Origin of the sequence: Hydrogenophaga sp., assembly GCF_011390835.1 — a bacterium.
Lineage (GTDB): Bacteria > Pseudomonadota > Gammaproteobacteria > Burkholderiales > Burkholderiaceae_C > Hydrogenophaga.
On sequence record NZ_JAABRQ010000017.1, the window covers coordinates 44,568 to 67,620 of the forward strand.

Genomic DNA, 23,053 nt, shown 5'->3' on the forward strand with positions numbered 1-23,053 from the left:
AGCCCGCGCTCGGCGCGCCGTGTAACGGCTGCGGAGTCTGCTGTCTGGCTGAGCCCTGTCCGCTGGGCCAGGTGATCTCACGCAAGCGCGCTGGCGCTTGCAGCGCCCTGCGATGGGATTCAGCGCAAAGGCTTTATCGGTGTGGTGTGCTCAGCGACACCGAGGGCGTGCTGGGCAATCGTTGGCGCTGGGCGGCACCCCTGTTGCGCCGCCTGGCCCGGCGCTGGATCGCTGCGGGGGCGGGGTGCGATGCGAGCTTGCAGGTCGATGCCCGCTCGAGGCCTTGACGGCGGTCAACCTTGGCGTTCTGAACGCAAGCGACCCAGCCTCGGCTCCCGTGTAGGTAGGATGGTAGGTTTCGGCAAGCGACATTGGTGAGGCCGCCGCCTCGCGAATGCCATCGTAGCCTTTCTGTTTTTTCCAGGATATATCCACCATGCAAGAGCTCTTCAAGTTTTATATCAACGGCGCCTGGGTGGCGCCGCAAGACACCCTGCGTCCGCATGATGTGATCGACCCCTCCACCGAGGCGGTGGTGGCTCGCATTGCGCTGGGTTCGGCGGCCGACGTGGACAGTGCAGTGAAGGCGGCTCGGGCGGCCTTTCCTGCGTTTTCGCAGACCACCGTGGCCGAGCGCAGCGCGCTGATCGAGCGCGTGATCGAGGAATACATGAAGCGCTTTGCCGATATCGCGGCAGCGATTTCGACCGAGATGGGCGCACCTGCCGGTCTGGCCAAAACGGCGCAGGCAGGCATTGGTGTGGCACACCTGAAAACGGCTTTGGCCGTGTTGAAGACCTACGCGTTTGAGGAGTTGCGCGGCACCACATTGCTGCGCAAGGAGCCCATTGGCGTCTGCGGCTTCATCACGCCTTGGAACTGGCCGACCAACCAGGTCATGTGTAAGGTGGCGCCGGCGCTGGCCACCGGCTGCACCATGGTGCTCAAGCCCTCGGAGATGGCGCCGCTGTCGGCCCAAATTCTGGCCGAGGTGTTGCACGTGGCGGGCGTGCCGGCGGGTGTGTTCAACATGATCCACGGCGATGGCCCGGGTGTGGGCTCGGCCATTGCCAGCCACCCCGATATCGAGCTGGTGTCCTTCACTGGCTCCACCCGCGCCGGTATTGCGGTTGCGCAGGCCGCCGCGCCCACCGTCAAACGGGTGCACCAGGAGCTCGGCGGCAAGTCGCCCAACATCATCCTGCCCGATGCCGACATCGCGAAAGCGGTCACCGCCGGCGTGCGCACGGTCATGAACAACTCAGGCCAGTCGTGCAACGCGCCCACCCGCATGCTGGTGCCCAAGGCGGCGAAGGCCGAGGCCTTGGCCGCGGCCAAAGCGGCGGCAGAGAAAACCACGGTGGGCGCGCCGGACAGCGGTGCCGTGATCGGGCCCGTGGTGTCCAAAGCCCAGTGGAACAAGATTCAGGGCCTGATCCAGACTGGCCTGGACGAAGGTGCCACGCTGGTGGCTGGCGGCCTGGGGCGGCCCGACGGTCTGGGCAAGGGCTATTTTGTCAAGCCCACTGTGCTGGCTGATGTGACCAACCAGATGACGGTGGCACGCGAAGAAATTTTTGGCCCAGTGCTGGTCATCATCGAATACGGAACGCTGGACGAAGCCGTGGCCATCGCCAACGACACGCCCTATGGCCTGGCGGCCTACCTGCAAGGCACCGACACCGCCACCCTGCACAGCGTGGCGAACCGCCTGCGCGCCGGACAAGTCATCCTCAACAGCGCGCCGACCGACATGATGGCGCCGTTTGGCGGCTTCAAACAGTCGGGTAACGGGCGCGAGTGGGGCGACGTGGCCTTTGGCGAGTTCCTGGAAACCAAGGCGGTGCTGGGGCATTCGCCCGCCAAGGCCTGAGCCTGAATGGCGGTTCCCCTGTTGAGGGAAGGCCGCTAGGGGATCGCGAAGGCACCCGCCACCCGCAAAAAAGATCCTGGCGCCTCTCTCCCACTGGGGGAGGGTCGCTGCCTTGAATCGCAGCACGCAGCGCAGCCTCTGCAAGCCGCGCCACACGCGCAAAAGCGCCTCCATGGGTGTGGGCGTTTCCCAGAGCCCCGCGCTTCAGCGGCTGAGCGCCAGCGCGAGCAGCCCCAGCAAGCCAATCGCGCCGCCCCAGAGCAGCATCCGCGTTCGCGTGCGCAGCACCGCGACAGCAGCCACCAACCGCGCGTTTTGTTCGGCCAGCTCGGCCAGGGTCTGGGCCAGCTGTTCTTGCGCAACGGCGTGTTGATCGATCTGCTGTTGCGCGGCGATCAGGCGGTTGCGCAGCTCGCCCAGGCTGGGCGGGGTGGGGCTGTTGACGTCGATCACATTGCCCGTCACTGAAGGCTCGGCTGGGGACTGCGTGCGTTTCTGATCAAGCAGTTTGCGCGCGGCGTCCAGCACCTTGGGGGCGTGTTCAATCACGTCACCCCAGGGAATGACTTTGAGGGCAACCAGCCAGGGAATCGCCATGGTTTTCCTTTGCTAGGTGGTCAGGGGTCGAAAGCCCCTCTGCGAAAGAGCTTAAACGGCTGCGCGGGTTCACCCAAGTTTGCGCAGGATCAAGTCCGCACGCCGGTTCCGGTCATAGCATGAATATTTGCGCATATTTCTATGTTTGGGGCATCCATGGACTGGGCTGGCTGGATCGAACGGATGGGGGAGCCCGCGGTACTCGCGCTGTGTGGCCTGGCGGCTGGACTGGGCTTCGGCTTTTTTGCCCAGCGCTCGCGCTTTTGCCTGCGTGCCGCGGTCATCGAGTTCTGGCACGGGAAGTTCGGCGACAAGCTCACCGTCTGGCTGCTGGCCTTCGGCGCGGCGGTGGTGGGCGTGCAACTGCTCATCGTCACCGGCGGGCTGGACGTGAGCACGGCGCGCCAGCTCTCAGCCCGCGGCAGCCTCTCGGGCGCCATTGTGGGCGGTCTCATCTTTGGTGTGGGCATGGTCATGACGCGCGGCTGCGCCAGCCGGCTGCTGGTGCTCTCGGCCAACGGCAACCTGCGGGCCCTGCTGTCGGGGCTGGTGTTTGCGGTGGCGGCCCAAGCCTCCTTGGCTGGTGTGCTGGCGCCGCTACGGCTGGCGATTTCCAGCTGGTGGGTGGTCGACGGCGGGCCTTCGCGCAGCCTACTGGCGCAACTGGGTGTGGGTCCCTGGGACGGTCTGGTGTTCGCCACCGTCTGGTTGATCACCGCACTGTTCTTCGCGTACCACAGCGGCTGGGCGTTCTGGAAATGGGCGGGTGGTATCGGCACCGGGCTCATGGTGGCGCTGGCCTGGTGGTTCACCTACGCGGTGATGTCGAACTCGTTCGAGCCGGTTCAGATCCAGGGTCTGACATTCAGCGGCCCGTCGTCCGACTGGCTGATGCGGGTGCTGGCCGAACCCGACGGGCCCTGGGGCTTCGGCCTGGGCCTGATGCCAGGGGTGTTCCTGGGTTCGCTGGTGGGTGCACTGGTCGGTGGCGACTGGAAGCTCGAAGGGTTTGGCGGCGGCTACACCATGCCGCGCTACATCGTAGGCGCCATTTTCATGGGCTTTGGCTCCATGCTGGCCGGAGGCTGCGCGGTCGGCGCTGGCATGACCGGCGGCGCCATCTTCGCGGTGACCGCCTGGCTCACGCTGGGCGGCATGTGGGTGGGCGGCGGTGTCGCCGACTACCTGCTGGACCGGCCGCGCGAGCAGCGGGCCGACGCACCCACGGCTCCTGTGGCCGCCGCTTCTGCCGCGGCGCCGTAGCGCCGCTTCAGCGCCGCCACAGCAGCCAGCACCCCAAGCTGGCCACCCCGATCAGCAGGCCCGGAAAACCCAGTGTGGGCGCCCACTGTAGCGCCGCGGCCCCCAGCGCCGGCGCCAGCACACCGCCCAGGGTGTACGAGAGCACCAGCACGGCCGTGCTGTTGACCAGGGTGATGCCGGCTTCACGCGAGCCAATGTCGATCATCACCATGGTGTAGAGGCAGCCGCCCGCGCCGCCCCAGACGAATGCCACCGGCGCCGCAAGCCAGGGCACGCCGGCCACAAAGGGAATCACCAGGGTGGCGATCAGCGTGGTCGCCGCACAGCCGCGCATGATCAGGCGCCGGGCTGCGAATTCGTCGCCGAAGCGCTGGAGCGGGTGGTGGGCCAGCCGGTCGGCCAGCAGGCCAGCCGGCAGCATGGTGAGCGCGCTGCCCAGGCCGCTGCTCGACACCAGCAGCGCCGCGGCCGCCGCACCCAGGCCCAGCGACAGTCCGTACAACGGCAGGATGGCCGTGATGCCGCTTTCGAAAAAGCCGCCAATGAAGCCGATGGCCATGGTGAGCGGGTGCGCCAAAAAGGCGTGCCACACGCCGGACAGCCCGACCCGAGCGCTGTGCTCGTCGGCCGCCACTGGCAGACGCGGGATCACCAGGCTCCAGCACAGGCCCACCACCAGCAGCCCCAGCGCAAGCCAGAGCGCGGTATCGTTCTGCGCGCCGGTCCAGACCAGCAGCGCAGGGCCAATCACGAAGGTGGTTCCGACCATGGTTTCGAACACCCCGATGGCGCGCCCACGCTGACCTGGCGGCGCAAACTCCGCCACCACCGCTTCGGCCAGCACCCAGCGCAGTCCCGAGGCCATGCCGCCGACCAGGTTGAACGCGAACCAGCCGAGCAGCGAGGTGGTGGCCAGAAAGCCCGCTGTGGTCAGCACCGGCACCAGCGCGGCGATCCACAGCGTGGGCCGCCGCCCCAGGCGCTGCGTGATGGCCGAGGCGAATGGCGTCATCAGGAACACGCCCAGCCAGCCGGTGGCGGCAAACAGTCCCACCACGGCGGTCGGCACGCCCTCGGCATTGAGCCGCAGGATCAGAAAGGGCGTGAGCATGAAATAGCCCACCAGCTCAAAGAAGGTAGAACCGAAAATGGCGTAAAGGCCCAGCCGGGCTTGCCGGGGCGCGGGCGCTAGGCCGCTTGCGCCCACGCCACTGGTTCCGGGTGGCAGCGGGTGTTCGCTCATGCGGCTTCCTTCGCCGCCAGCAGCGCGTCGACCACCTCAGCGAACCCGGCGCCGCGTTCACCGCACGCGAGGTAGCGCGGCAGGTGACTGAGCTGGGGCACGAAGCGCGCCACATTGGCTACGCCCACGCTGTTGGGGAAGTGGCCGAACATGCGCGCGTCGTTGGTCGAGTCGCCCACGTAGACCCAGTGATCGAGCTCGTCGTCCAGCGCGCGGCCCAGGTGTTCGCGCACGATCCAGCGCGCGCCTTCGAGCTTGTCGTGTCCACCGATCCAGCCATTGATGTGGATGGAGCTGACGGTGGCGTTCAGGCCACCGCCGCGCATCAGCGCCACCACCTGGGCGATGTCGTCCGCACTCAGGTGCGCGAATTCGCTGTGATCGATGGCGATGTCGGTTTCGCGACCTGGGCTGTCGGTCGCCAGGCGCGCCTCTGGCAGGGTCTGCAGGATGTGCTGGGCGACTGCTTGCAGTCGCTGGAAATTGGCCTGGCGCGTGGGGGCATCCTGCAGGTAGGCCCGCTGCAGCTCGCCGCCAGCACCGCGTGACAACGCCACGGCGCCGTTTTCGGCAACGATGGCATTCACCGGCCAGCTCAGGGCAAAGGCCTCGCTCCAGCCGGCCGGTCGGCCGGTGATGGCAAACACCGGCAGACCCGCACCTTGCAGCCGATACAACGCGGCCAGGGCGTCAGGCGTGATCGCACCTTCGGTGGTGAGGGTGTCGTCGATGTCGGTGAGCACGCCTCGCACGCGGGCGCGGGCGGAGGCAGGCCACTGGGCGAGCGGGGTCATGTGGACAGCAACTGAGGCATGAAAGCCGGGCAGTTTCGCACACGGGGATTTCCCTCCTGCGTTAGAATCATCGCTTCCGAGGAGCGTTGCAGCGCACCCCTGACCACGGTCAGGCGAGGAGCGTGAGGCTCGGATTCATCTTGCAACGACGCTCATCCACTTCTGGTGTGATGGGCTTTTTTTTGCCTGTGGATTGCACCAGTTGGGGTTTTTCAACCTTCAATGGAGCGCACCACCATGAACGCACGCATTCCCTCAGCCGTCAACGCCGACTGCATCATCGCCGACATCGGCCTGGCCGCCTGGGGCCGCAAAGAGATCCAGATTGCCGAAACCGAGATGCCTGGCCTGATGGCCATCCGCGAAGAGTTCGCGACCAAGCAGCCCCTCAAAGGCGCCCGCATCACTGGCTCGCTGCACATGACGATCCAGACCGCGGTGCTGATCGAAACCCTGCAAGCCCTGGGCGCCAACGTGCGCTGGGCCTCTTGCAACATTTTCTCTACGCAAGACCACGCCGCCGCCGCGATCGCCGCCAAAGGCACGCCGGTGTTCGCGATCAAGGGCGAGACCCTGGCCGACTACTGGGACTACACCCACCGCATCTTCGAATTCGGCGCCGCCAACACCGACGGTGAAGGCCCGAACATGATCCTGGACGACGGCGGCGACGCCACCTTGCTCATGCACTTGGGCAAGCGCGCCGAGAAAGATGCTTCCTTGCTGGCCAACCCCGGCAGCGAAGAAGAGACCTGCTTGTTCAACGCCATCAAGGCCAAGCTCAAGGAAGACGCCACCTGGTACAGCCGCAAGAGTGCGCAGATCATCGGCGTGACCGAAGAGACCACCACTGGCGTGCTGCGTCTGAACGAGATGTCGGTCAAGGGTTCGCTCATGTTCCGCGCCATCAACGTCAACGACTCGGTGACCAAGAGCAAGTTCGACAACCTGTACGGCTGCCGCGAGTCGCTGGTGGACTCCATCAAGCGCGCCACCGATGTGATGATCGCTGGCAAGGTCGCCGTGGTCGCCGGCTACGGTGACGTGGGCAAGGGCTCTGCTCAGGCTCTGCGCGCCTTGAGCGCCCAGGTGTGGGTGACCGAGATTGACCCGATCAACGCGCTGCAGGCCGCCATGGAGGGCTTCAAGGTCGTGACCATGGAGTACGCCGCCGACAAGGCCGATATCTTCGTGTCCGCCACCGGCAACAAGAACGTGATTCGCTACGAGCACATGGCCGCGATGAAAGACCAGGCCATCGTCTGCAACATCGGTCATTTCGACAATGAGATCGACGTTGCTGCGCTGGAAAAGTGCGAGTGGGACGAGATCAAGCCACAGGTCGATCACATCAAGTTCCCCGACGGCAAGAAGATCATTCTGCTGGCCCAGGGTCGCCTGGTGAACCTGGGCTGTGCCACCGGCCACCCCAGTTTCGTGATGTCGTCTAGCTTCGCCAACCAGACCATTGCGCAGATCGAACTGTTCTGCCACGCTGACAGCTACGACGTGGGCAAGGTCTACACCCTGCCCAAGCACCTGGACGAAAAGGTCGCGCGCCTGCACCTGAAAAAGGTGGGCGCCATGCTGACCGAGCTCACCGACGAGCAGGCGGCCTACATTGGCGTGCCGAAGCAAGGCCCTTACAAGGCCGATACGTATCGGTATTGATTGAGCCCCCCGCGCCGCTTCGCGTCACCCCCCAGGGGGCGGCGCTGGCCGACCGGCCAAGCCGGGTCGGCGGCGCCCTGGGTTCGAGCGGCCTTCGGGCCGCTCGTTTCGCGTCTGTGAAGTGAGGGTGTGCGCTGCATGCGTGCTGATCAGTTGCTTGTCGAACGCGGTCTTGCCGCCACGCGCTCTCAGGCGCAGCGGCTGATCGCGTCCGGCGTGCGCTGGCGCGAGGGCGACGGCGCTTGGAAAGTGGTGTCCAAGAATGGCGAGGATCTGCGCGGAGGCGTTGCGCTGGAGTTGCTCGACTCGGCCGAAACGCGCTTTGTGTCGCGCGGTGGTTTGAAGCTGGATGCCGCGCTGGTGCTCACCGGGATCGACGTGACCGGACTGCGCTGTCTGGACGTGGGGCAAAGCAGCGGTGGTTTCACCGACTGCTTGCTGCAGCACGGTGCCGAGGCGGTGGTGGGCGTGGACGTGGGCCAGGGGCAGTTGCATCCGAAGCTGCGCGCCGATGCGCGTGTGACCTGCATCGAGCAGCACAACGCGCGTGATTTGTCAGCGCAGACGCTGCTGGACCTGGGGGTACAGGATCCCAGCTTTCCCCTCATCGTAGGGGACCTGTCGTTCATTTCCCAGACCCTGGTGTGGCCGGCGATTGTGCCCCTGCTGAATGCCCAGGGTGCCATGCTGATGCTGGTCAAGCCGCAGTTCGAATTGCAGCCCGAGCACATCGGCAAAGGCGGTCTGGTGCGCGACGCGGCGAGCTATGCGCTGGTGCGCCAGCGAATCGAGCAGGCCTGCGCCGATCATGGGCTCGTGTTGCGAGACTATTCTGAAAGCGCCATCACCGGTGGTGATGGCAACCGAGAGTTTTTTGTCTGGGCCAGTCGCAGCGCCTGAGGCGTGGCGCCCCGGGCAGCAAGGAAACACCATGGCCCTGCCTTTGAGCATCGAGTTTTTTCCGCCCAAAACGCCTGAAGGCACCGTCAAGTTGCGGGCGGTGCGCCAGCAGCTCTACGCGCTCAAGCCCGAGTTCTGCTCGGTGACCTACGGCGCGGGCGGCTCCACCCAGCAGGGCACGTTTGACACCGTGGGCGAGATTCTGGCCGAAGGTGTGGATGCGGCGTCGCATTTTTCCTGCGTGGGCGCCACCAAAGCCAGCGTGCGCGAGCAGCTGGCCGCGCTCAAGGCCATGGGCGTGAAGCGGCTGGTGGCCTTGCGTGGCGACCTGCCCAGCGGCTATGGCCTGGGCGGTGAGTTCCACCACGCCAGCGATCTGGTGGCATTCATCCGCGAAGACAGCGGGCGTGACTTTCACATCGAGGTGGCGGCCTACCCCGAGGTGCATCCGCAGGCACGGTCGCCCGAGGCGGATGTGCAGGCCTATGTGGCCAAGGTCAAGGCCGGCGCCGACGCGGCCATCACCCAGTATTTCTACAACAGCGATGCTTACTTCCGCTTCGTGGACGACGCCTACCACCTGGGTGCCGATGTGCCCGTGGTACCGGGCATCATGCCCATCAGCAGCTCGTCGCAACTGCTTCGTTTCTCGGATGCCTGCGGGGCCGAGATTCCGCGCTGGATCCGGCTGCGCCTGCAGGCTTATGGTGACGACACCGCGTCGATCAAGGCGTTTGGCCTGGACGTGGTGACCGATCTGTGTGACCAGCTGCGCAATGCCGGCGTGCCCGGGTTGCACTTTTACAGCATGAACCAGAGCGCGGCCACGCTGGAAATCGTGCGCCGACTGGGCCTGGCATCGTGAGCCCGTCGCGCCGGCTCGCCACGCTCGGGCTGGCCAGCCTGGTGCTGGCCGGCTGTGCGTCCAGTCCCAGCCGCGTGCCAAGTGGGTCCACCCCTGCCGAGCGGGAAATCGATGGCGAGAGCGAGATCGCCCGCGGTCTGGCGTCCTGGTACGGCGAAAAATTTCAAGGCCGGCGCACCGCCAGCGGTGAGCGATTCGACATGAACGCACTCACCGCTGCCCACCCCAGTCTGCCGTTCGGCACCCGGGTTCGGGTTCGCAACGCGCGCAACGGACGCGAAGTCGAGGTGCGCATCAACGACCGCGGGCCGTTCACCGGCAAGCGCATCATTGACCTGAGCCGCGCAGCCGCGCAGGCTATCGACCTGGTGCAGGCGGGCGTGGGGCCGGTGGTCTTGTTGCGACCTTGAAACCTGCCACCCCTCACAATCCTCCCAGACAAACCCCATTTTTAGGAGACCCCACCATGAAACTCGAAACCCTGGCCGTGCACGGCGGCTACACGCCAGATCCCACCACCAAGGCGGTGGCGGTGCCGATTTACCAGACCGTGGCCTACGCGTTCGACAACACACAGCACGGCGCCGACCTGTTCGACCTCAAGGTGGCGGGCAACATCTACAGCCGCATCATGAACCCGACCAACGGCGTGCTAGAAGCCCGCGTGGCGGCGCTCGAAGGCGGCATCGGTGCGCTGGCCATGGCCTCGGGCATGGCGGCCATCACGGCGGCAATCCAGACCATCGCCGAGGCGGGCGACAACATCATTTCGGCCGCCACGCTGTATGGCGGCACCTACAACCTGTTCGCGCACACCTTTCCGCAGCAGGGTATCGAAGTGCGTTTTGCCGACGCCAGCGACCCGGCATCGTTCGCCAAGCTGATCGACGAGCGCACCAAAGCCATCTACTGCGAATCGGTGGGCAATCCGCTGGGCAATGTGACCGACATTGGTGCGCTGGCCAAAGTGGCGCGCGCGGCCGGCGTACCGTTGATGGTGGACAACACCGTGCCCAGCCCTTACTTGTGCCGCCCGTTCGAACACGGTGCGGATATCGTGGTGCACTCGCTCACCAAGTACCTCGGTGGCCACGGCACCACCATTGGCGGCGCCATTGTGGACAGTGGCAAGTTCCCCTGGGCCGAGCACAAGGCGCGCTTCAAGCGCCTGAACGAGCCCGATGTGAGCTACCACGGTGTGGTCTATACCGAAGCCCTCGGTCCGGCGGCCTACATCGGCCGTGCACGCGTGGTGCCCCTGCGCAACATGGGCGCAGCGCTGTCACCCATGAACGCATTCCAGATCCTGCAAGGCATCGAAACCCTGGCACTGCGCATGGACCGGATCTGCGAGAACGCGGTGAAGATCGCCACTCACCTGAAGAACCACCCCAAGGTGGGCTGGGTCAATTACGCCGGCCTGCCCGACCACAAAGACCATGCGCTGGTGAAGAGGTACATGGGTGGCAAGGCCTCGGGCATCATCAGCTTCGGGCTTAAGTCCTCCCAGCCGGTCGAAGCCGGCGCACGATTCCAGGATGCGCTGCAGCTGTTCACCCGCCTGGTGAACATTGGCGATGCGAAATCGCTGGCCTGCCACCCGGCCTCGACCACGCACCGCCAGCTGAATGAGACCGAGCTGGCCAAGGCCGGGGTGAGCGCTGACATGGTCCGCCTCTCGGTCGGCATCGAACACATCGACGACCTGATGGCCGATCTGGACCAGGCGCTGGCTAAGGTGTGATCGGGCGCGCCGCGAGCGCTGAAGATGGGAGAGCATCGTGTGGCGCAGCGTGTTGACCTGGCTGGGCGGCGCAGCGCTGGTGTATGTCGCGTTGTGCGCAGCACTCTATGTGTTTCAGCGCTCGCTGCTCTATTTCCCGCAGCCAGCCCATGTCGATACGCCCAGCCTGCTCCTGAGCGTGCCCGGCGCGGAGTTGCAGGTGTCGGTGCTCGAGCGCGAGGGACCCCGTGCCGTGCTCTATTTCGGCGGCAACGCCGAGGACGTGTCGGCCAGCCTGGCAGAGCTGGCCGCCAGCTTTCCCGAACATGCGGTGTACGCCTTGCACTATCGCGGCTATGGCCGCAGCACCGGCAGCCCGAGCGAGGCGGCCTTGCAGGCGGATGCGCTGGCGCTGTACGACCATGTCGCGCGTCAACGGACAGACATCACCGTGGTGGGGCGCAGCCTGGGCAGTGGTCTGGCGGTGTCGCTGGCGGCCGCGCGGCCCCTGACGCGGCTGGTGCTGGTGACGCCTTACGACAGCATCGAGGCGGTGGCGGCGCAGCAGTATGCGATGTTTCCGGTGCGTTGGCTGATCCAAGACCGGTTCAACGCCGCTGCCCGCGCGCCGCAGGTGCGCGTGCCCACCACGGTGATCATCGCCGAGCGCGACGAAGTGATCCGCCGGGCGCGCTCCGATGCGCTGGTGAGTCGCTTTGCGCCGGGCGTGGCGCAGGTGGTGGTGATTGCCGGCGCCGGCCACAACACGCTGGACGGTCGCCCCGATTACGAGGCGGCGCTGGCGGGCCAGCGCTGACGTTCAGCGCTGACGTTCAGCGCTCGTCGTAGCTGACGACCAGGGTGTCGCTGGTGGGGCGGGCCTGGCAGCTGAGCACGAAGCCTTTGTCGGTCTCCCAAGGCTCAAGCGTGAAGTTCTTGTCCATGTGCACGCTGCCCTCCATGACCTTGGCGCGGCAAGTGCAGCACACGCCACCGCGGCAGGACCACGGCAGGTCGAGCCCGGCATTGAGCGCCACGTCGAGCACATGCTCGTCCTTGTTCATGCGCAGGCTGTGTGGCTTGCCGTCGAGCAACACGGTGAGGGCCACCTCGCCGTCGGTGCGCACCGCGGGGTGACCCAGCACCGCTGCTTTGCGCTGAGCAGCGGGCAGCGCTTCCAGCGTGGGCGATGTGAAGCGCTCGGTGTGCACCCGGTCCGGGCGCACGCCGGCCTCGAGCAGCGCCTGCTCCGTGGCTTCGATCATGGCCTCAGGGCCGCAGATGAAGACCTCGTCCATGCTGCCCACCGGTAGCAGCGCGGCGATGATCTCGCGCACTTTGTCGCCATCGATACGGCCTTGCAGCAAAGGCACTTCCTGGGCCTGGCGCGACAGCACGTGGATCAGCGTGAGGCGACCAGGGTAGCGATCTTTCAGGTCTTGCAGCGCTTCGTTGAACATCACGCTGGCCATGCGGCGGTTGCCATAGACCAGGGTGAACTTGGCGTCGGGCGAGTCTTCCAGCGTGCTGGCCAGGATGGAGAGGATGGGTGTAATGCCCGAGCCGGCGGCAAAGCCCACGCGGTGCAGCGCGCGGGGCTTGTGCACGGTGAAACGGCCGTCGGGCGGCATGACGCTGAGCGTGTCGCCGGCCTTCAGTGTGGTCGCAGCCCAGTTCGAGAACACACCGTTTTCCACCGGCCGAATACCCAGCGTGAGTTCACCCCGGCGCGTCAACAGACTGGCCGGGCTGCTGATCGAGTAGCTGCGGCGCACGTCTGCGCCCTTGATGGTGGCGCGCACCGTGAGGAACTGGCCAGGCTTGAAGGTGAAGGTGTCTCGCTGATCGGGTGGCACGGCCAGCGTGATGGCCACCGCGCCCGCGGCCTCGGGGCTGATGCGGGCGATGGCCAGGTCTTGGAAGCGAGGGGATGCTGTGCTCATGGCGTCAATAGGGTTTGAAGTAGTCGAACGGCTCTAAGCAATCGAGGCAGCGATACTGCGCCTTGCAGGCGGTGGAACCGAAGGGTGAGACTTCGGTGGTGTTGCACGAGCGGCATTGCGGGCAGGGCACGGCTTCGCGTCGGGCTGCGTGCCGACTGAACTTCACAGTGCCCACGGCGGTATCGCCCGCGCTGCCGCACTGGGGAGGGGCGATGCCGTAGGCGCGCAGCTTCTCGCGCGCGGCGTCGCTCATCCAGTCGGTGGTCCAGGCGGGTGTGAGCTGGGTGATCACGCGCGCCTCCTGTCCCATGGCCTTGATCGCGGCGCGCACATCGTCCTCGATCTGGCCCATGGCGGGGCAGCCGCTGTAGGTGGGCGTGATCACGACCTCGGCCACACCGTCTGCACCTCGCCGCACGCCGCGCAGGATGCCGAGTTCGGCGAGGGAGACCACCGGGATCTCCGGGTCAGTCAGGTGCTCCAGCGCCGCCTCGATGGCTTGCAGGTCGGTGCTGGAGGTGGCAGCAGCGTTCATGTCAGGGCGGGGGCTGGACTCACCACACGGCTTGTGGATGGGCGCGTGCCAAGCTCTGCATTTCTGCCAGCAAAAAGCCCAGGTGTTCCGAATGCAGTCCCACATGGCCCTGGGCCACGTAGCCCACGTGCGGCTGTGTGTCGCTGCGTTGCAGCGTCGCCTCGCTCAGGGTTTCATGGACGATGGCATTCCAGTCGTCGCGCAGCTCAGCCACGCGCACGCCGGCGCCCTTGGCCACGGCGGCATCTTCGGCGGGGTTCGCTGACCAGAAGGCTTCGCAGTAGGGCAGCAGGTGATCCAGCGCGGCCTGGGCGCGCGCATGGGACTCGTCGGTGCCGTCGCCGAAACGCACCAGCCAGTCGCTGGCGTGGCTCAGGTGGTAACGCACCTCCTTGAGCGACTTGGCCGCAACGCCGGCCAGCTGCGCGTCGCTGGAGGCCTGCAGCTGTTGCCAGACCAGGACCATGAATGCGCTGTAGAGAAAGTTGCGGGCGATGGTAGTGGCGTAGTCGCGTTCGGCGACCGCATAACCCACCAGAGCGCCGTGGTGCGGCAGCTCGAGCAGCGTGTGGTTGCGGAATTCAGCGGTGTCGCGGAAGTAGGCCAGGGTGTCCTCGGTGATCTGGCCATTCTGGCGCGCGCCTTGCAGGTGGGCAAAGCGCTGCACCTCGGCCGGGTCGGCGTTGATCAGCGTGGCGGCGTGCTGGTAGAGCAGGCGAGCCTGGCCGATCAGATCCAGGCTGTTGTTGGCCAGCGCCAGGTCTTCTTCAAGCACGGGACCGTGACCGCACCACTCGGCGTTGCGCTGACCCAGCACCAGGGCGTTGTCGGCCAGGTGCAAGAGATAGTCCACGGGCGCGTTGGCGGGTGCATCCATCACATGTGCCCCACTTTGTCCGGAATCTCGTAGAAGGTCGGATGCCGATAGATCTTGTCGGCGGCCGGGTCAAAGAAGCTGTCCTTGCTGTCGGGTTCGCTGGCGGTGATGGTGTTCGAGGGCACCACCCAGATGCTCACGCCTTCCTGGCGCCGGGTATATACATCGCGCGCCATCTGCAGCGCGTGTGTCGCATCACTCGCGTGCAGGCTGCCGCAGTGTTTGTGCTCCAGGCCTTGTTTGCTGCGCACAAAGACCTCCCAGAGCGGCCACTCCTTGAGGGCGGGTTGTTCAGTCATGCGGCCTCCTTTTGTTGACGTTGTTGTTGCTTGCGCGCGTGGGCCAGGGCGGCGTCGCGCACCCACTGGCCTTGCTCGTGAGCTTTCACGCGCGTGGCTAGGCGTTCCTTGTTGCAGGGGCCGTGGCCATTGACCGTGGCCCAGAACTCGTCCCAGTCGATGGCGCCGTGATCGTGGTGGCCGCGGGCCTCGTTCCACTTCAGGTCGGGGTCGGGAAGGGTCACGCCCAGCACCTCGGCCTGCGGCACGGTGGCGTCGATGAATTTCTGCCGCAAATCGTCGTTCGAAATGCGCTTGATGCCCCAGCGCATGCCTTGTGCGCTGTTGGGGCTGTCGCTGTCGGGTGGTCCAAACATGGCCAGGCATTTCCACCAGTAGCGGTTCACCGCATCCTGGACCATAGCCTTTTGCTCGGCCGTGCCTTGCATCATCACCAGCAAGGCCTCGTAGCCCTGTCGCTGGTGAAAGCTCTCTTCTTTGCAGACGCGGATCATGGCGCGGGCGTAGGGGCCGTAGCTGCATCGGCACAGCGGGATCTGGTTCATGATGGCCGCGCCGTCGACCAGCCAGCCGATCACGCCCATGTCGGCCCAGTTCAGCGTGGGGTAGTTGAAGATGGAGCTGTACTTCGCCTTGCCCGTGTGTAGCCCGTCGAGCATCTGGTCGCGGCTGGTGCCCAGGGTTTCGGCCGCGCTGTACAGATAAAGACCGTGACCGCCTTCGTCCTGCACCTTGGCGATCAGGATGGCTTTTCGCTTGAGGCTGGGGGCACGAGAAATCCAGTTGCCTTCGGGCAGCATGCCGACGACTTCGCTGTGGGCGTGCTGGCTGATCTGCCGCACCAGGGTCTTGCGGTAGGCCTCGGGCATCCAGTCGCGCGGCTCGATCTTGCCGTCGGCGTCGATCACTGCATCAAAATGTGCCATCAAAGCGGCGGTTTCGGCGTTGATGGGCGCGACCACGGCCTGCGGCCCCGGCTTGTTGTCGGCATCGGCCGTGCTGAACGATTGCGTGTACATGGGCGGTCTCCTGCGTCTGGAATGCGACGGAAAAAGCAGTATAGACAATTAGCCGACCGATCGGTCGGCTAATTGTCAGGCGATTGCTCAGGGTTTTTACGGTGCGCAGCGGGCCAGCACAATCGCTTACCTTGCTGGCTTGGCCAGGCCTTAAATTGGCGGCCATGACACACCTGACCCAACTCACTCCGCCCACACCGCCTTCACAACCCCGCAGCCAGCAACGCCTGACTCTGGTGGCTCTCGCCATGACCGCGGGGTGGCTGACCGCATGCGGTGGCGGCGGAGATGCTGGCAGTGCGGCCCTCCTTGCCGCAGGCGGCACCGTGGGCAGTGCGCCGGTCAGTGCCACCACCACCTCACCCACGCCGGCGGCGTCCAGTCCCGTCGCCTCGGCGGTTCTGGCGCCTGACAGCACCTGCAACCTGCCCAACTTCCAGGCTGACCTGTTGCGCCAGATCAACGCTGCCCGTGCGGCCGGGCGCAGCTGCGGTGCAACTGCCTTTTCCCCAACAAGCTCTCTGGCGTGGAACGCCCGCCTGTTCGCTGCTGCAGAAGGTCATTCGCGCGACATGGCGAGCAACAACTATTTTTCCCACACCAGCCTGGATGGGCGCTCGGCTTCGAGCCGGGTCACCACCGCGGGCTATGTCTGGCGGGCCACCGGTGAGAACATCGCCGCCGGTCAACGAGACGTGACCACCGTGATGAACGGCTGGCTGGCCAGCGAAGGCCATTGCCGCAACATCATGAATCCCAGCTACCAGGACGTGGCCGTCGCCTGTGTGCAGCAATCGGGTACCACCTACGGGCGCTACTGGACCATGGTGCTGGCCCGACCCTGATTCGCTGGAGGCGAGCGATCAGCCGCCGGACTCCACGCTTTGCCCCTTGCCGCGCCCCCGGCCCAACACATCCAGCAGGATGGTCAACGCCTGCTGCAGTGCCGGCTTGAGCGTATGGGGCGGGTTGATCACAAACATGCCGCTGGCGGTGAGGCCAGGTCGGTCGTCCGGACCATGGGTAGGGTCCTGACCAATCGCCAGGGTGGCGTTCAGCCACGGGCGCTGGGCCTGGTTGCTCAGGGTCTTGAGGCGCTTGGGCAGGTCATGGGCCTCGGTACGCGGGATGACGGGATACCAGACCAGGTAGGTACCGGTCGGGAAGCGCTTGAGTGAGTCCTGTATGCAGGCGCTCACTTTCGCGTAATCGCTCTTGATCTCGTAGCTGGGATCGATCAGCACGAGCGCACGCCGGGAGCCGGTGGCCGAAGGCGGTGGCGGCAAAAGTGGCTTGAGGCCTTCGAAGCCATCCTGACGCAACACCGTGATGTTCCGGCCGGCTCCCAGCTGGGCGATGTTGGCGTCCAGCGTCTTGCCGTCGGTCGGGTGCAGCTCGAACAGCTTCAGCCTGTCGCGCGAGACGGTACGCATCAGCGAGTGCAACACAAAGGGCGATCCTGGGTAGACGCGCAGGCTGCCCGAAGGGTTGAAGCTGGCGATCAGGTCCAGGTAGTCATCCAGGGCAGGGCTGGCCGTTACCGGCGTGCCCTGGGCCGGGCGGCAGGCCGCCATGAGTTTGACCACACCGTCTTTGGCTTCGCCGCCGGTTTCCGCATAGTCGCCATCCAGCCGGTACAGGCCTGCCCCGGCATGGGTGTCTACCAGGGTGATTGCCGGTTCTTTCTGCATGAGGTGACGCAGGGTGGCAATCAGCGTGGTGTGCTTGATCACATCCCCGTGGTTGCCGGCATGAAAGGCATGGCGATAGCTGAACATAGGCCGCCATGGTAGCGGTTATGGCTGCTTCACCACATGCCGCTTGCCTCGACCCCGGGAAATTTCGTACAATGGAAGGCTTCGCAGCGAAATAGGCTCCGCGACGAAGTCGATCTGGCGCCATGCGGCGGATCAATCCCCACCTAAGAGGTTTCCAGCAGAGAAACACCGACCGTGGAAAAGAGCCGCCAAACCCTCTCTTCAGAGAAACTCATGACCAAAACGTTCAGCGCCAAACCCGCTGACGTGACGCACGAGTGGTTTGTGATTGACGCGACCGACAAGGTCCTCGGACGAGTTGCCAGTGAAGTGGCTCTCCGACTGCGCGGCAAGCACAAGGCCATTTACACGCCTCACGTCGATACCGGTGACTTCATCGTCATCATCAACGCGGCCAAGATCCGCGTCACGGGCAACAAAGCCCTGGACAAGATTTACTACCGCCACTCCGGCTACCCGGGCGGTATCTACGCCACCAACTTCCGCGACATGCAGGCCAAGCACCCGGGCCGCGCGATCGAGAAGGCCGTCAAGGGCATGCTGCCCAAGGGCCCGCTCGGCTACGCCATGATCAAGAAGCTCAAGGTGTACGGCGGTGCCGAGCATCCCCACACCGCCCAACAGCCTAAAGTGCTGGACATCTGAAGGAGCCAGCAATGATTGGTGAATGGAACAATGGCACCGGCCGTCGCAAATCCAGCGTCGCGCGGGTGTTTCTGAAAAAAGGCTCCGGCCAGATCGTGGTCAATGGCAAGGACATCCAGGCCTACTTCGGCCGTGAGACATCCATCATGATCGCCAAGCAGCCCCTGCTGCTGACCAACCACGCCGATACCTTCGACGTGATGGTCAATGTGCACGGTGGTGGCGAATCCGGCCAGGCCGGCGCTGTGCGCCATGGCATCACCCGCGCCCTGATCGACTACGACGCCACGCTCAAGCCTGAGCTGTCGCAAGCCGGTTTCGTGACGCGCGATGCGCGCGAGGTCGAGCGCAAGAAGGTCGGTCTGCGTTCTGCACGCCGCGCCAAGCAGTTCAGCAAGCGCTAGCCGCCTGTTTGCCTGCTGCAAAAGCCGCCCTCAAGTCAGCTTGGGGCGGTTTTTTGCTTTCAGGACCTTGGTTACGTTGGCTTGCAAATTGAAAGGCTTTTGAATGCGATTTCGCTTGCTCCGAAGGCGTCTGGCGCAAAACACGCCGCGCGTGTCGGTGCGCAGTGCCCTGCCGTGGCCGTTCCGCTGGTTGCTGGGTGCGGTGGTGCTGGGCTTCTCGGGGGCGCTGGCATTGTGGGCATTTGAGTTTGGCAAAGACATTGCCGGTCTGGATCGCAACGCCAAGCAGGAGCTGGCGAGTCTGCGCAGCGAAGTCGCGGTGCTTCGAGAGGAGCTGGGCAAGTCTCAGTCGATCTCCAACACGTCTGAGAGCCTGTTGACGGCGGAGAGGGTGGCGCAGGAGCAGCTTTTGCTGCAGATGCGGCAGCTGGAAGTGGAGAACCAGGCGCTGCGCAGCGATCTGGGTTTCTTTGAGCGCCTCATGCCTGGCACGGGCAGCGATGAACTCAACATCCGTGGCCTGCAGGTGGAACGGGTCTCCGAAGGCCAATTGCGTTGGCAGGCGCTGATGATCCAAGCCAAGAAGAATGCGCCCGAGTTCAAGGGCACGCTGGAGATCTCGCTCACCGGCACGCTGGAAGGCAAGCCCTGGTCCAGTGCAGGTGCGGGAAGATCGCAACCGGTTGTCATCAAGAGTTACCTTCGGCGTGAAGGCCTGATCGACCTGCCGCCCATGACCGTGGTAAAAACCGTGACTGCCCGTATCCTGCAGGGCAGCGTGGTGAAGTCGGTTCAAACCGTCAAGCTGTAGATTCCATCGTTGTCTGGAGAATCGCCCATGTTCGGCAAGAAGAAACAGCCCCCCATCAAGAGCCTGATTGCACTAGGCACGCGAATCGAGGGCAACGTGATCTTTCACGATGGCTTGCGCGTGGATGGGGAAGTGGTCGGCGATATCCGTGCCAGCGATGAGCAGCCCAGCATTCTGGTGGTCAGCGAAGAGGCCAGTGTGTCGGGACAGATTCATGCGGACCACGTCATCATCAATGGCCGCGTAAAGGGCCCTGTGCATGCATTCGAACTGCTGGAGCTGCAACCGAAGGCGCGGATCGAAGGCGATGTGTCCTACAAGGCGCTGGAAATGCACCAAGGCGCCACGATTTCCGGGCAGCTCAAGCCCATGATTGGCGCTCTCGAGGACAAACCCACACTGAAGCTGGCGGCAAACAACCTCTGAGTGCGCTGGCGCCGGAATTGAGCTAGCATGGTCGTCAGGGGGTTAGAAATCCCGCACGCTACGGCCCTGTGACCGTGGCTTATCCATTTGATGACGAGGACAAATATGAGTGCTGTGGCTGAAAACATCCCCACCGAGATGCCTGCTCCGCTGATCTTCACCGACAGCGCTGCGGCTAAGGTGGCTGAACTGGTGGCCGAAGAAGGCAACCCGGACCTGAAGCTGCGCGTATTTGTGCAGGGTGGCGGCTGTTCGGGTTTCCAGTACGGGTTCACCTTTGATGAAGTGGTGAACGAAGACGACACCGAAATGGCCAAGAACGGCGTTTCGCTGCTGATCGACGCCATGAGCTACCAGTACTTGGTGGGCGCCGAGATCGACTACAAGGAAGACCTTGAAGGGGCCCAGTTCGTGATCAAGAACCCCAACGCGACCAGCACCTGCGGTTGCGGTTCAAGTTTCAGTACCTGATCTGAGGCCTCGCTACCACCCACAAGAAAGGGAGTCATTGGCTCCCTTTCTGGTGGGTGGTTGTCTATATGCCCGACCAATGATCACTCGGCGCTGGCCTGTTGCAAGGTGGCCGCGGCACTCAGCTTTGCTCGCTGCTCCTGCGCCACGGTATCAAACTCGCCGCGTAACGCGCGGCTGATCGGGATGTTCTCGCTCTTGCGGGCGATTTCCAGCGGGTCCTGGTGCACGCCGTTGTCGCGGAACTCAAAATGCAGATGCGGACCGGTGGAAAGGCCAGTGGACCCCACAGCACCGATGAAGTCACCCTGTTCTACCCGCTGTCCCTTTTTCACATCGATGCGGCTGAGGTGGGCAAACAAGGTGGATTTCTTGTCGCGGTGGCTGACCTCGATCACGTTGCCGTAGCCACGCTGCCATCCGGCGAAACTCACAACGCCGTCGGCGATGGTTCGCACCGGTGTGCCCGTGGGGGCCGCATAGTCCACGCCGAGATGGGCTTTTTTCCGGCCCAGCACCGGGTGGAAGCGCATACCGTAGCCGCTACTGACACGGGAGAACTCTAGCGGTGAGCCTAGGAAGGCTTTGCGTGAACTCTGGCCATCGAAGCCGAAGTAAGCGCCTTTCTGGCCTGCGCCACCGAACCAGACCGCCTGGTGCTCGCGCCCGTTGTTGATGAACTCCGCGCTGAGCACCCGGCCCGCGCGCAGCGGCTCGCCGTCGGCCTCGAGGGCTTCGTAGACCACACTGAAGCGGTCGCCTTGGCGCAGGTCGCGCCGGAAGTCGATGTCAGACGAAAAGATCTCGGCCAGCTGCACCGCGACGTTGTCGGGCAGGTTGACGGCGTCGGTGGCAGCAAACAGCGAGCTGCGGATTGTGCCGCTGGCCAGACGGGCAGAGGCGGTGAGTTCCCCCGATTCCATCCGGGCGCTCAGGCCCTGGGGAGTGCGCTCCACCACCAGGCGGTTGAAATTGCGTCCGTCATTGGGCAACCAGCGGGCGGTGAGGCGCAGCAATTCGCCGCTGTCACTGGCTTCCACGTGCACCAACTTGCTGGCGCGGCCAGCCAGCAGCAGCTGAGCGGTCTTGTCCTTGCGCAAGAACGTTTCGGCTTCGCGATCGCCCACACCCAGGCGATTGAGCAGTGACTGGGCGGTATCGTCGCGGCGCACCGTGTCGCTGCGGTACAGCGTGAGTGGCACCTGGGCCGACAACGCGTCGGACGGAAAGGAGGCGATGCTCAGCGTTTCCACCACCTGGCTCACGGGCAGGCGAGAAGCGTCGGGTGCGAGAGGGGCAATGCCAAATGCGGTCACACCGGTGCCGAGCAACAGCGCGCCCAACCCAGCCATGATGCGGCGGGGGTGACGGCCGAGGCTTTGGCGGGTTGCCTGGGCGATGGCTCCCAGTTGGGTGAACAGGGCTTGCGTCAAAATCGGGTCCGGGCTGCAGGTGGCCAGCGCCACGCTGTGAGGTTCAAAGGGTTGAAGCGGCGGACCAGAGCCGCGGCGTTCAGCGAACAACGTGCCTTGTTGCCTGCTGGCAACGGGGAGCGCACTAAAATGCATCCTCACCCACAAAAATCACGGTTATATCCTCCCATTGTACCGGGGTCAGGGTTTGCCGCATATGGACATACACGTATGAATCTGGCCCGAGTAGACGCCAAAAGTTCTCAGCACAAGGGGCCAGACCACGAGGACTGGACGGACGGCGTGCGCGAGGCGATGGCTGTCACCTTGCGCGGCTGTGAAGAGTTGTTGCCGCACGACGATTGGGCCAAGAAGCTGGCCCGCGCCGAGCGTGACGGTGTCGCCCTGCGTATCAAGCTGGGTTTGGACCCGACCGCGCCGGACATCCACATCGGTCACACGGTGGTGCTCAATAAGCTGCGGCAGCTGCAGGACCTGGGCCACCAAGTCATTTTCCTGATCGGCGACTTCACCAGCCTGATCGGCGACCCATCCGGTCGCAACACCACCCGCCCGCCGCTCACGCCGGAGCAGATCCAGGCCAACGCACAGACCTACTACCGGCAGGCCAGTCTGGTGCTCGACCCGGCGCGCACCGAGATCCGCTACAACAGCGAGTGGAGCGAGCCGCTGGGCGCGGCCGGCATGATCCAGCTCGCGGCCAAGTACACCGTGGCCCGCATGATGGAGCGCAACGATTTCCACGATCGCTTCAAAGCGGGCACGCCGATCAGCGTGCACGAATTTCTGTACCCGCTGATGCAGGGCTACGACTCGGTGGCACTGAAGGCCGACCTGGAACTCGGAGGTACCGACCAGAAGTTCAACCTGCTCATGGGCCGTCACCTTCAGGCCGAGTACGGGCAGGAGCCGCAGTGCATCCTGACCATGCCGCTGCTCGAAGGCCTGGACGGGGTGGAAAAAATGTCCAAGAGCAAGAACAACTACATCGGCATCAGCGAGCCAGCCAACACCATGTTCGCCAAGGTGCTGTCGATTTCAGACACGCTGATGTGGCGTTGGTACACGCTGCTGTCGTTTCAGTCGATGGATGCGATCGAGGGGCTTCGGCAGGAGGTTGCGGCAGGCCGCAACCCCAAGGACGTCAAGGTGACGCTGGCAAAGGAAATCACTACCCGCTTCCATAGCGCGGCGGCTGCCGATGCGGCCGAGCAGGACTTCATCAACCGCAGCAAGGGCGGTATACCCGACGACATCGCCGAGCTCAGTTTCTCTGGAGCGCCCATGGGTATTGGCGCACTGCTCAAGGCCGCGGGCCTTGCGCCCTCGACCAGCGAAGCCAACCGGCTCATCGACGGCGGGGGTGTGCGCATTGATGGGGCTGTCATCAGCGACAAGGGTCTCAAGCTCGATGCCGGCACCCGTGTGTTGCAGGTGGGCAAACGAAAGTTTGCGCGCGTCACGTTGTTGTGAGGCACGCCAG

At 64.7% G+C, this 23,053-nt stretch carries 25 protein-coding genes and 1 riboswitch; of the genes, 15 read left to right on the forward strand and 10 right to left on the reverse strand.

Translation table 11 applies throughout. The annotated features are described in order from the left end of the window. Positions 1 to 436: 436 nt before the first annotated feature. A complete protein-coding gene (locus tag GPT34_RS11470; protein ID WP_291012427.1) occupies positions 437 to 1,873 on the forward strand; it encodes an aldehyde dehydrogenase family protein in 1,437 nt (478 codons plus the stop codon). Positions 1,874 to 2,077: 204 nt separating this feature from the next. On the opposite strand, the gene GPT34_RS11475 is transcribed toward GPT34_RS11470, so the two are convergent. Continuing rightward, positions 2,078 to 2,470: a hypothetical protein gene (locus GPT34_RS11475; protein WP_291012429.1), complete on the reverse strand. Its 393-nt coding sequence runs from the start codon at positions 2,468 to 2,470 to the stop codon at positions 2,078 to 2,080. A 141-nt stretch (positions 2,471 to 2,611) separates the two neighbouring features. Here GPT34_RS11475 and GPT34_RS11480 point away from each other — a divergent pair, with 141 nt between their 5' ends. Further along, positions 2,612 to 3,733, forward strand: coding sequence for a YeeE/YedE family protein (locus tag GPT34_RS11480; protein ID WP_291012432.1), 1,122 nt, complete (start codon positions 2,612 to 2,614; stop codon positions 3,731 to 3,733). Positions 3,734 to 3,740: 7 nt separating this feature from the next. Here the strand turns inward: GPT34_RS11480 and GPT34_RS11485 are convergent, their stop codons facing one another. Together GPT34_RS11485 and GPT34_RS11490 are read right to left on the reverse strand one after the other, a co-directional pair. Further along, positions 3,741 to 4,976, reverse strand: coding sequence for an MFS transporter (locus GPT34_RS11485; RefSeq protein ID WP_291012435.1), 1,236 nt, complete (start codon positions 4,974 to 4,976; stop codon positions 3,741 to 3,743). Next, complete coding sequence (locus tag GPT34_RS11490) at positions 4,973 to 5,770, reverse strand: HAD-IIB family hydrolase (protein ID WP_291012437.1); 798 nt, start codon at positions 5,768 to 5,770, stop codon at positions 4,973 to 4,975. The genes GPT34_RS11485 and GPT34_RS11490 overlap by 4 nt, the downstream gene beginning before the upstream one ends. Positions 5,771 to 5,842: 72 nt before the next feature. Then, positions 5,843 to 5,931, forward strand: a riboswitch (S-adenosyl-L-homocysteine riboswitch). A gap of 76 nt (positions 5,932 to 6,007) precedes the next feature. Between GPT34_RS11490 and ahcY the strand changes: the two genes are divergently transcribed. The 6 genes from ahcY to GPT34_RS11520 all read left to right on the forward strand — a co-directional run bounded on the left by ahcY (position 6,008) and on the right by GPT34_RS11520 (position 11,746). Next, positions 6,008 to 7,441: an adenosylhomocysteinase gene (ahcY, locus tag GPT34_RS11495; RefSeq protein WP_291012440.1), complete on the forward strand. Its 1,434-nt coding sequence runs from the start codon at positions 6,008 to 6,010 to the stop codon at positions 7,439 to 7,441. Between the two features lie 138 nt (positions 7,442 to 7,579). After that, positions 7,580 to 8,341 (forward strand): TlyA family RNA methyltransferase, encoded by a 762-nt coding sequence (locus tag GPT34_RS11500; RefSeq protein ID WP_291012443.1) that lies wholly within the window; start codon positions 7,580 to 7,582, stop codon positions 8,339 to 8,341. Positions 8,342 to 8,372: 31 nt separating this feature from the next. Then, positions 8,373 to 9,206 (forward strand): methylenetetrahydrofolate reductase [NAD(P)H], encoded by an 834-nt coding sequence (gene metF / locus GPT34_RS11505; protein ID WP_291012444.1) that lies wholly within the window; start codon positions 8,373 to 8,375, stop codon positions 9,204 to 9,206. Beyond that, positions 9,203 to 9,616 (forward strand): septal ring lytic transglycosylase RlpA family protein, encoded by a 414-nt coding sequence (locus GPT34_RS11510; protein ID WP_291012447.1) that lies wholly within the window; start codon positions 9,203 to 9,205, stop codon positions 9,614 to 9,616. Before metF ends, GPT34_RS11510 begins: the two co-directional genes overlap by 4 nt. A gap of 56 nt (positions 9,617 to 9,672) precedes the next feature. Continuing rightward, positions 9,673 to 10,950 (forward strand): aminotransferase class I/II-fold pyridoxal phosphate-dependent enzyme, encoded by a 1,278-nt coding sequence (locus GPT34_RS11515; protein ID WP_291012450.1) that lies wholly within the window; start codon positions 9,673 to 9,675, stop codon positions 10,948 to 10,950. Between the two features lie 37 nt (positions 10,951 to 10,987). Continuing rightward, a complete protein-coding gene (locus tag GPT34_RS11520) occupies positions 10,988 to 11,746 on the forward strand; it encodes an alpha/beta fold hydrolase (protein WP_291012453.1) in 759 nt (252 codons plus the stop codon). Positions 11,747 to 11,762: 16 nt separating this feature from the next. Here GPT34_RS11520 and GPT34_RS11525 read toward each other — a convergent pair whose 3' ends face one another. The 5 genes from GPT34_RS11525 to paaA are packed head-to-tail and all read right to left on the reverse strand — an operon-like array spanning position 11,763 to position 15,602. After that, positions 11,763 to 12,872, reverse strand: coding sequence for a 2Fe-2S iron-sulfur cluster-binding protein (locus GPT34_RS11525; RefSeq protein WP_291012456.1), 1,110 nt, complete (start codon positions 12,870 to 12,872; stop codon positions 11,763 to 11,765). A 4-nt stretch (positions 12,873 to 12,876) separates the two neighbouring features. Next, positions 12,877 to 13,407, reverse strand: a complete 531-nt coding sequence (gene paaD / locus GPT34_RS11530) for a 1,2-phenylacetyl-CoA epoxidase subunit PaaD (RefSeq protein ID WP_291012459.1) — start codon at positions 13,405 to 13,407, stop codon at positions 12,877 to 12,879. Positions 13,408 to 13,426: 19 nt separating this feature from the next. Further along, positions 13,427 to 14,284, reverse strand: a complete 858-nt coding sequence (paaC, locus tag GPT34_RS11535; protein ID WP_291012461.1) for a 1,2-phenylacetyl-CoA epoxidase subunit PaaC — start codon at positions 14,282 to 14,284, stop codon at positions 13,427 to 13,429. Continuing rightward, positions 14,284 to 14,583 (reverse strand): 1,2-phenylacetyl-CoA epoxidase subunit PaaB, encoded by a 300-nt coding sequence (gene paaB / locus GPT34_RS11540; RefSeq protein WP_291012464.1) that lies wholly within the window; start codon positions 14,581 to 14,583, stop codon positions 14,284 to 14,286. The genes paaC and paaB overlap by 1 nt, the downstream gene beginning before the upstream one ends. Then, positions 14,580 to 15,602 carry a 1,2-phenylacetyl-CoA epoxidase subunit PaaA gene (gene paaA, locus GPT34_RS11545; RefSeq protein WP_291012466.1) on the reverse strand — a complete coding sequence of 341 codons (1,023 nt, stop codon included), beginning with the start codon at positions 15,600 to 15,602 and terminating at the stop codon, positions 14,580 to 14,582. Before paaA ends, paaB begins: the two co-directional genes overlap by 4 nt. Positions 15,603 to 15,766: 164 nt before the next feature. Between paaA and GPT34_RS11550 the strand changes: the two genes are divergently transcribed. Beyond that, complete coding sequence (locus GPT34_RS11550) at positions 15,767 to 16,447, forward strand: CAP domain-containing protein (RefSeq protein WP_291012469.1); 681 nt, start codon at positions 15,767 to 15,769, stop codon at positions 16,445 to 16,447. 18 nt (positions 16,448 to 16,465) lie between these two features. Here GPT34_RS11550 and rlmJ read toward each other — a convergent pair whose 3' ends face one another. After that, positions 16,466 to 17,380, reverse strand: coding sequence for a 23S rRNA (adenine(2030)-N(6))-methyltransferase RlmJ (gene rlmJ / locus GPT34_RS11555; RefSeq protein ID WP_291012471.1), 915 nt, complete (start codon positions 17,378 to 17,380; stop codon positions 16,466 to 16,468). A gap of 213 nt (positions 17,381 to 17,593) precedes the next feature. Between rlmJ and rplM the strand changes: the two genes are divergently transcribed. From rplM to erpA, 5 genes are all read left to right on the forward strand, one after another. After that, the gene (rplM, locus tag GPT34_RS11560; protein ID WP_291012473.1) at positions 17,594 to 18,025 is read left to right on the forward strand and encodes a 50S ribosomal protein L13; all 432 of its coding nucleotides are present in this window, start codon (positions 17,594 to 17,596) and stop codon (positions 18,023 to 18,025) included. Between the two features lie 11 nt (positions 18,026 to 18,036). Then, a complete protein-coding gene (gene rpsI / locus GPT34_RS11565; RefSeq protein ID WP_066095514.1) occupies positions 18,037 to 18,429 on the forward strand; it encodes a 30S ribosomal protein S9 in 393 nt (130 codons plus the stop codon). A 103-nt stretch (positions 18,430 to 18,532) separates the two neighbouring features. Then, positions 18,533 to 19,240 carry a DUF6776 family protein gene (locus GPT34_RS11570; protein WP_291012479.1) on the forward strand — a complete coding sequence of 236 codons (708 nt, stop codon included), beginning with the start codon at positions 18,533 to 18,535 and terminating at the stop codon, positions 19,238 to 19,240. A gap of 27 nt (positions 19,241 to 19,267) precedes the next feature. Next, positions 19,268 to 19,666, forward strand: a complete 399-nt coding sequence (locus tag GPT34_RS11575; RefSeq protein WP_291012482.1) for a polymer-forming cytoskeletal protein — start codon at positions 19,268 to 19,270, stop codon at positions 19,664 to 19,666. Between the two features lie 105 nt (positions 19,667 to 19,771). Next, positions 19,772 to 20,137 carry an iron-sulfur cluster insertion protein ErpA gene (erpA, locus tag GPT34_RS11580; RefSeq protein WP_291012484.1) on the forward strand — a complete coding sequence of 122 codons (366 nt, stop codon included), beginning with the start codon at positions 19,772 to 19,774 and terminating at the stop codon, positions 20,135 to 20,137. 83 nt (positions 20,138 to 20,220) lie between these two features. Here erpA and GPT34_RS11585 read toward each other — a convergent pair whose 3' ends face one another. Then, complete coding sequence (locus GPT34_RS11585; protein ID WP_363356801.1) at positions 20,221 to 21,603, reverse strand: M23 family metallopeptidase; 1,383 nt, start codon at positions 21,601 to 21,603, stop codon at positions 20,221 to 20,223. 261 nt (positions 21,604 to 21,864) lie between these two features. On the opposite strand from GPT34_RS11585, the gene tyrS reads away from it, so the two are divergent. After that, positions 21,865 to 23,043: a tyrosine--tRNA ligase gene (tyrS, locus tag GPT34_RS11590; protein ID WP_291012542.1), complete on the forward strand. Its 1,179-nt coding sequence runs from the start codon at positions 21,865 to 21,867 to the stop codon at positions 23,041 to 23,043. Positions 23,044 to 23,053: the final 10 nt, after the last annotated feature.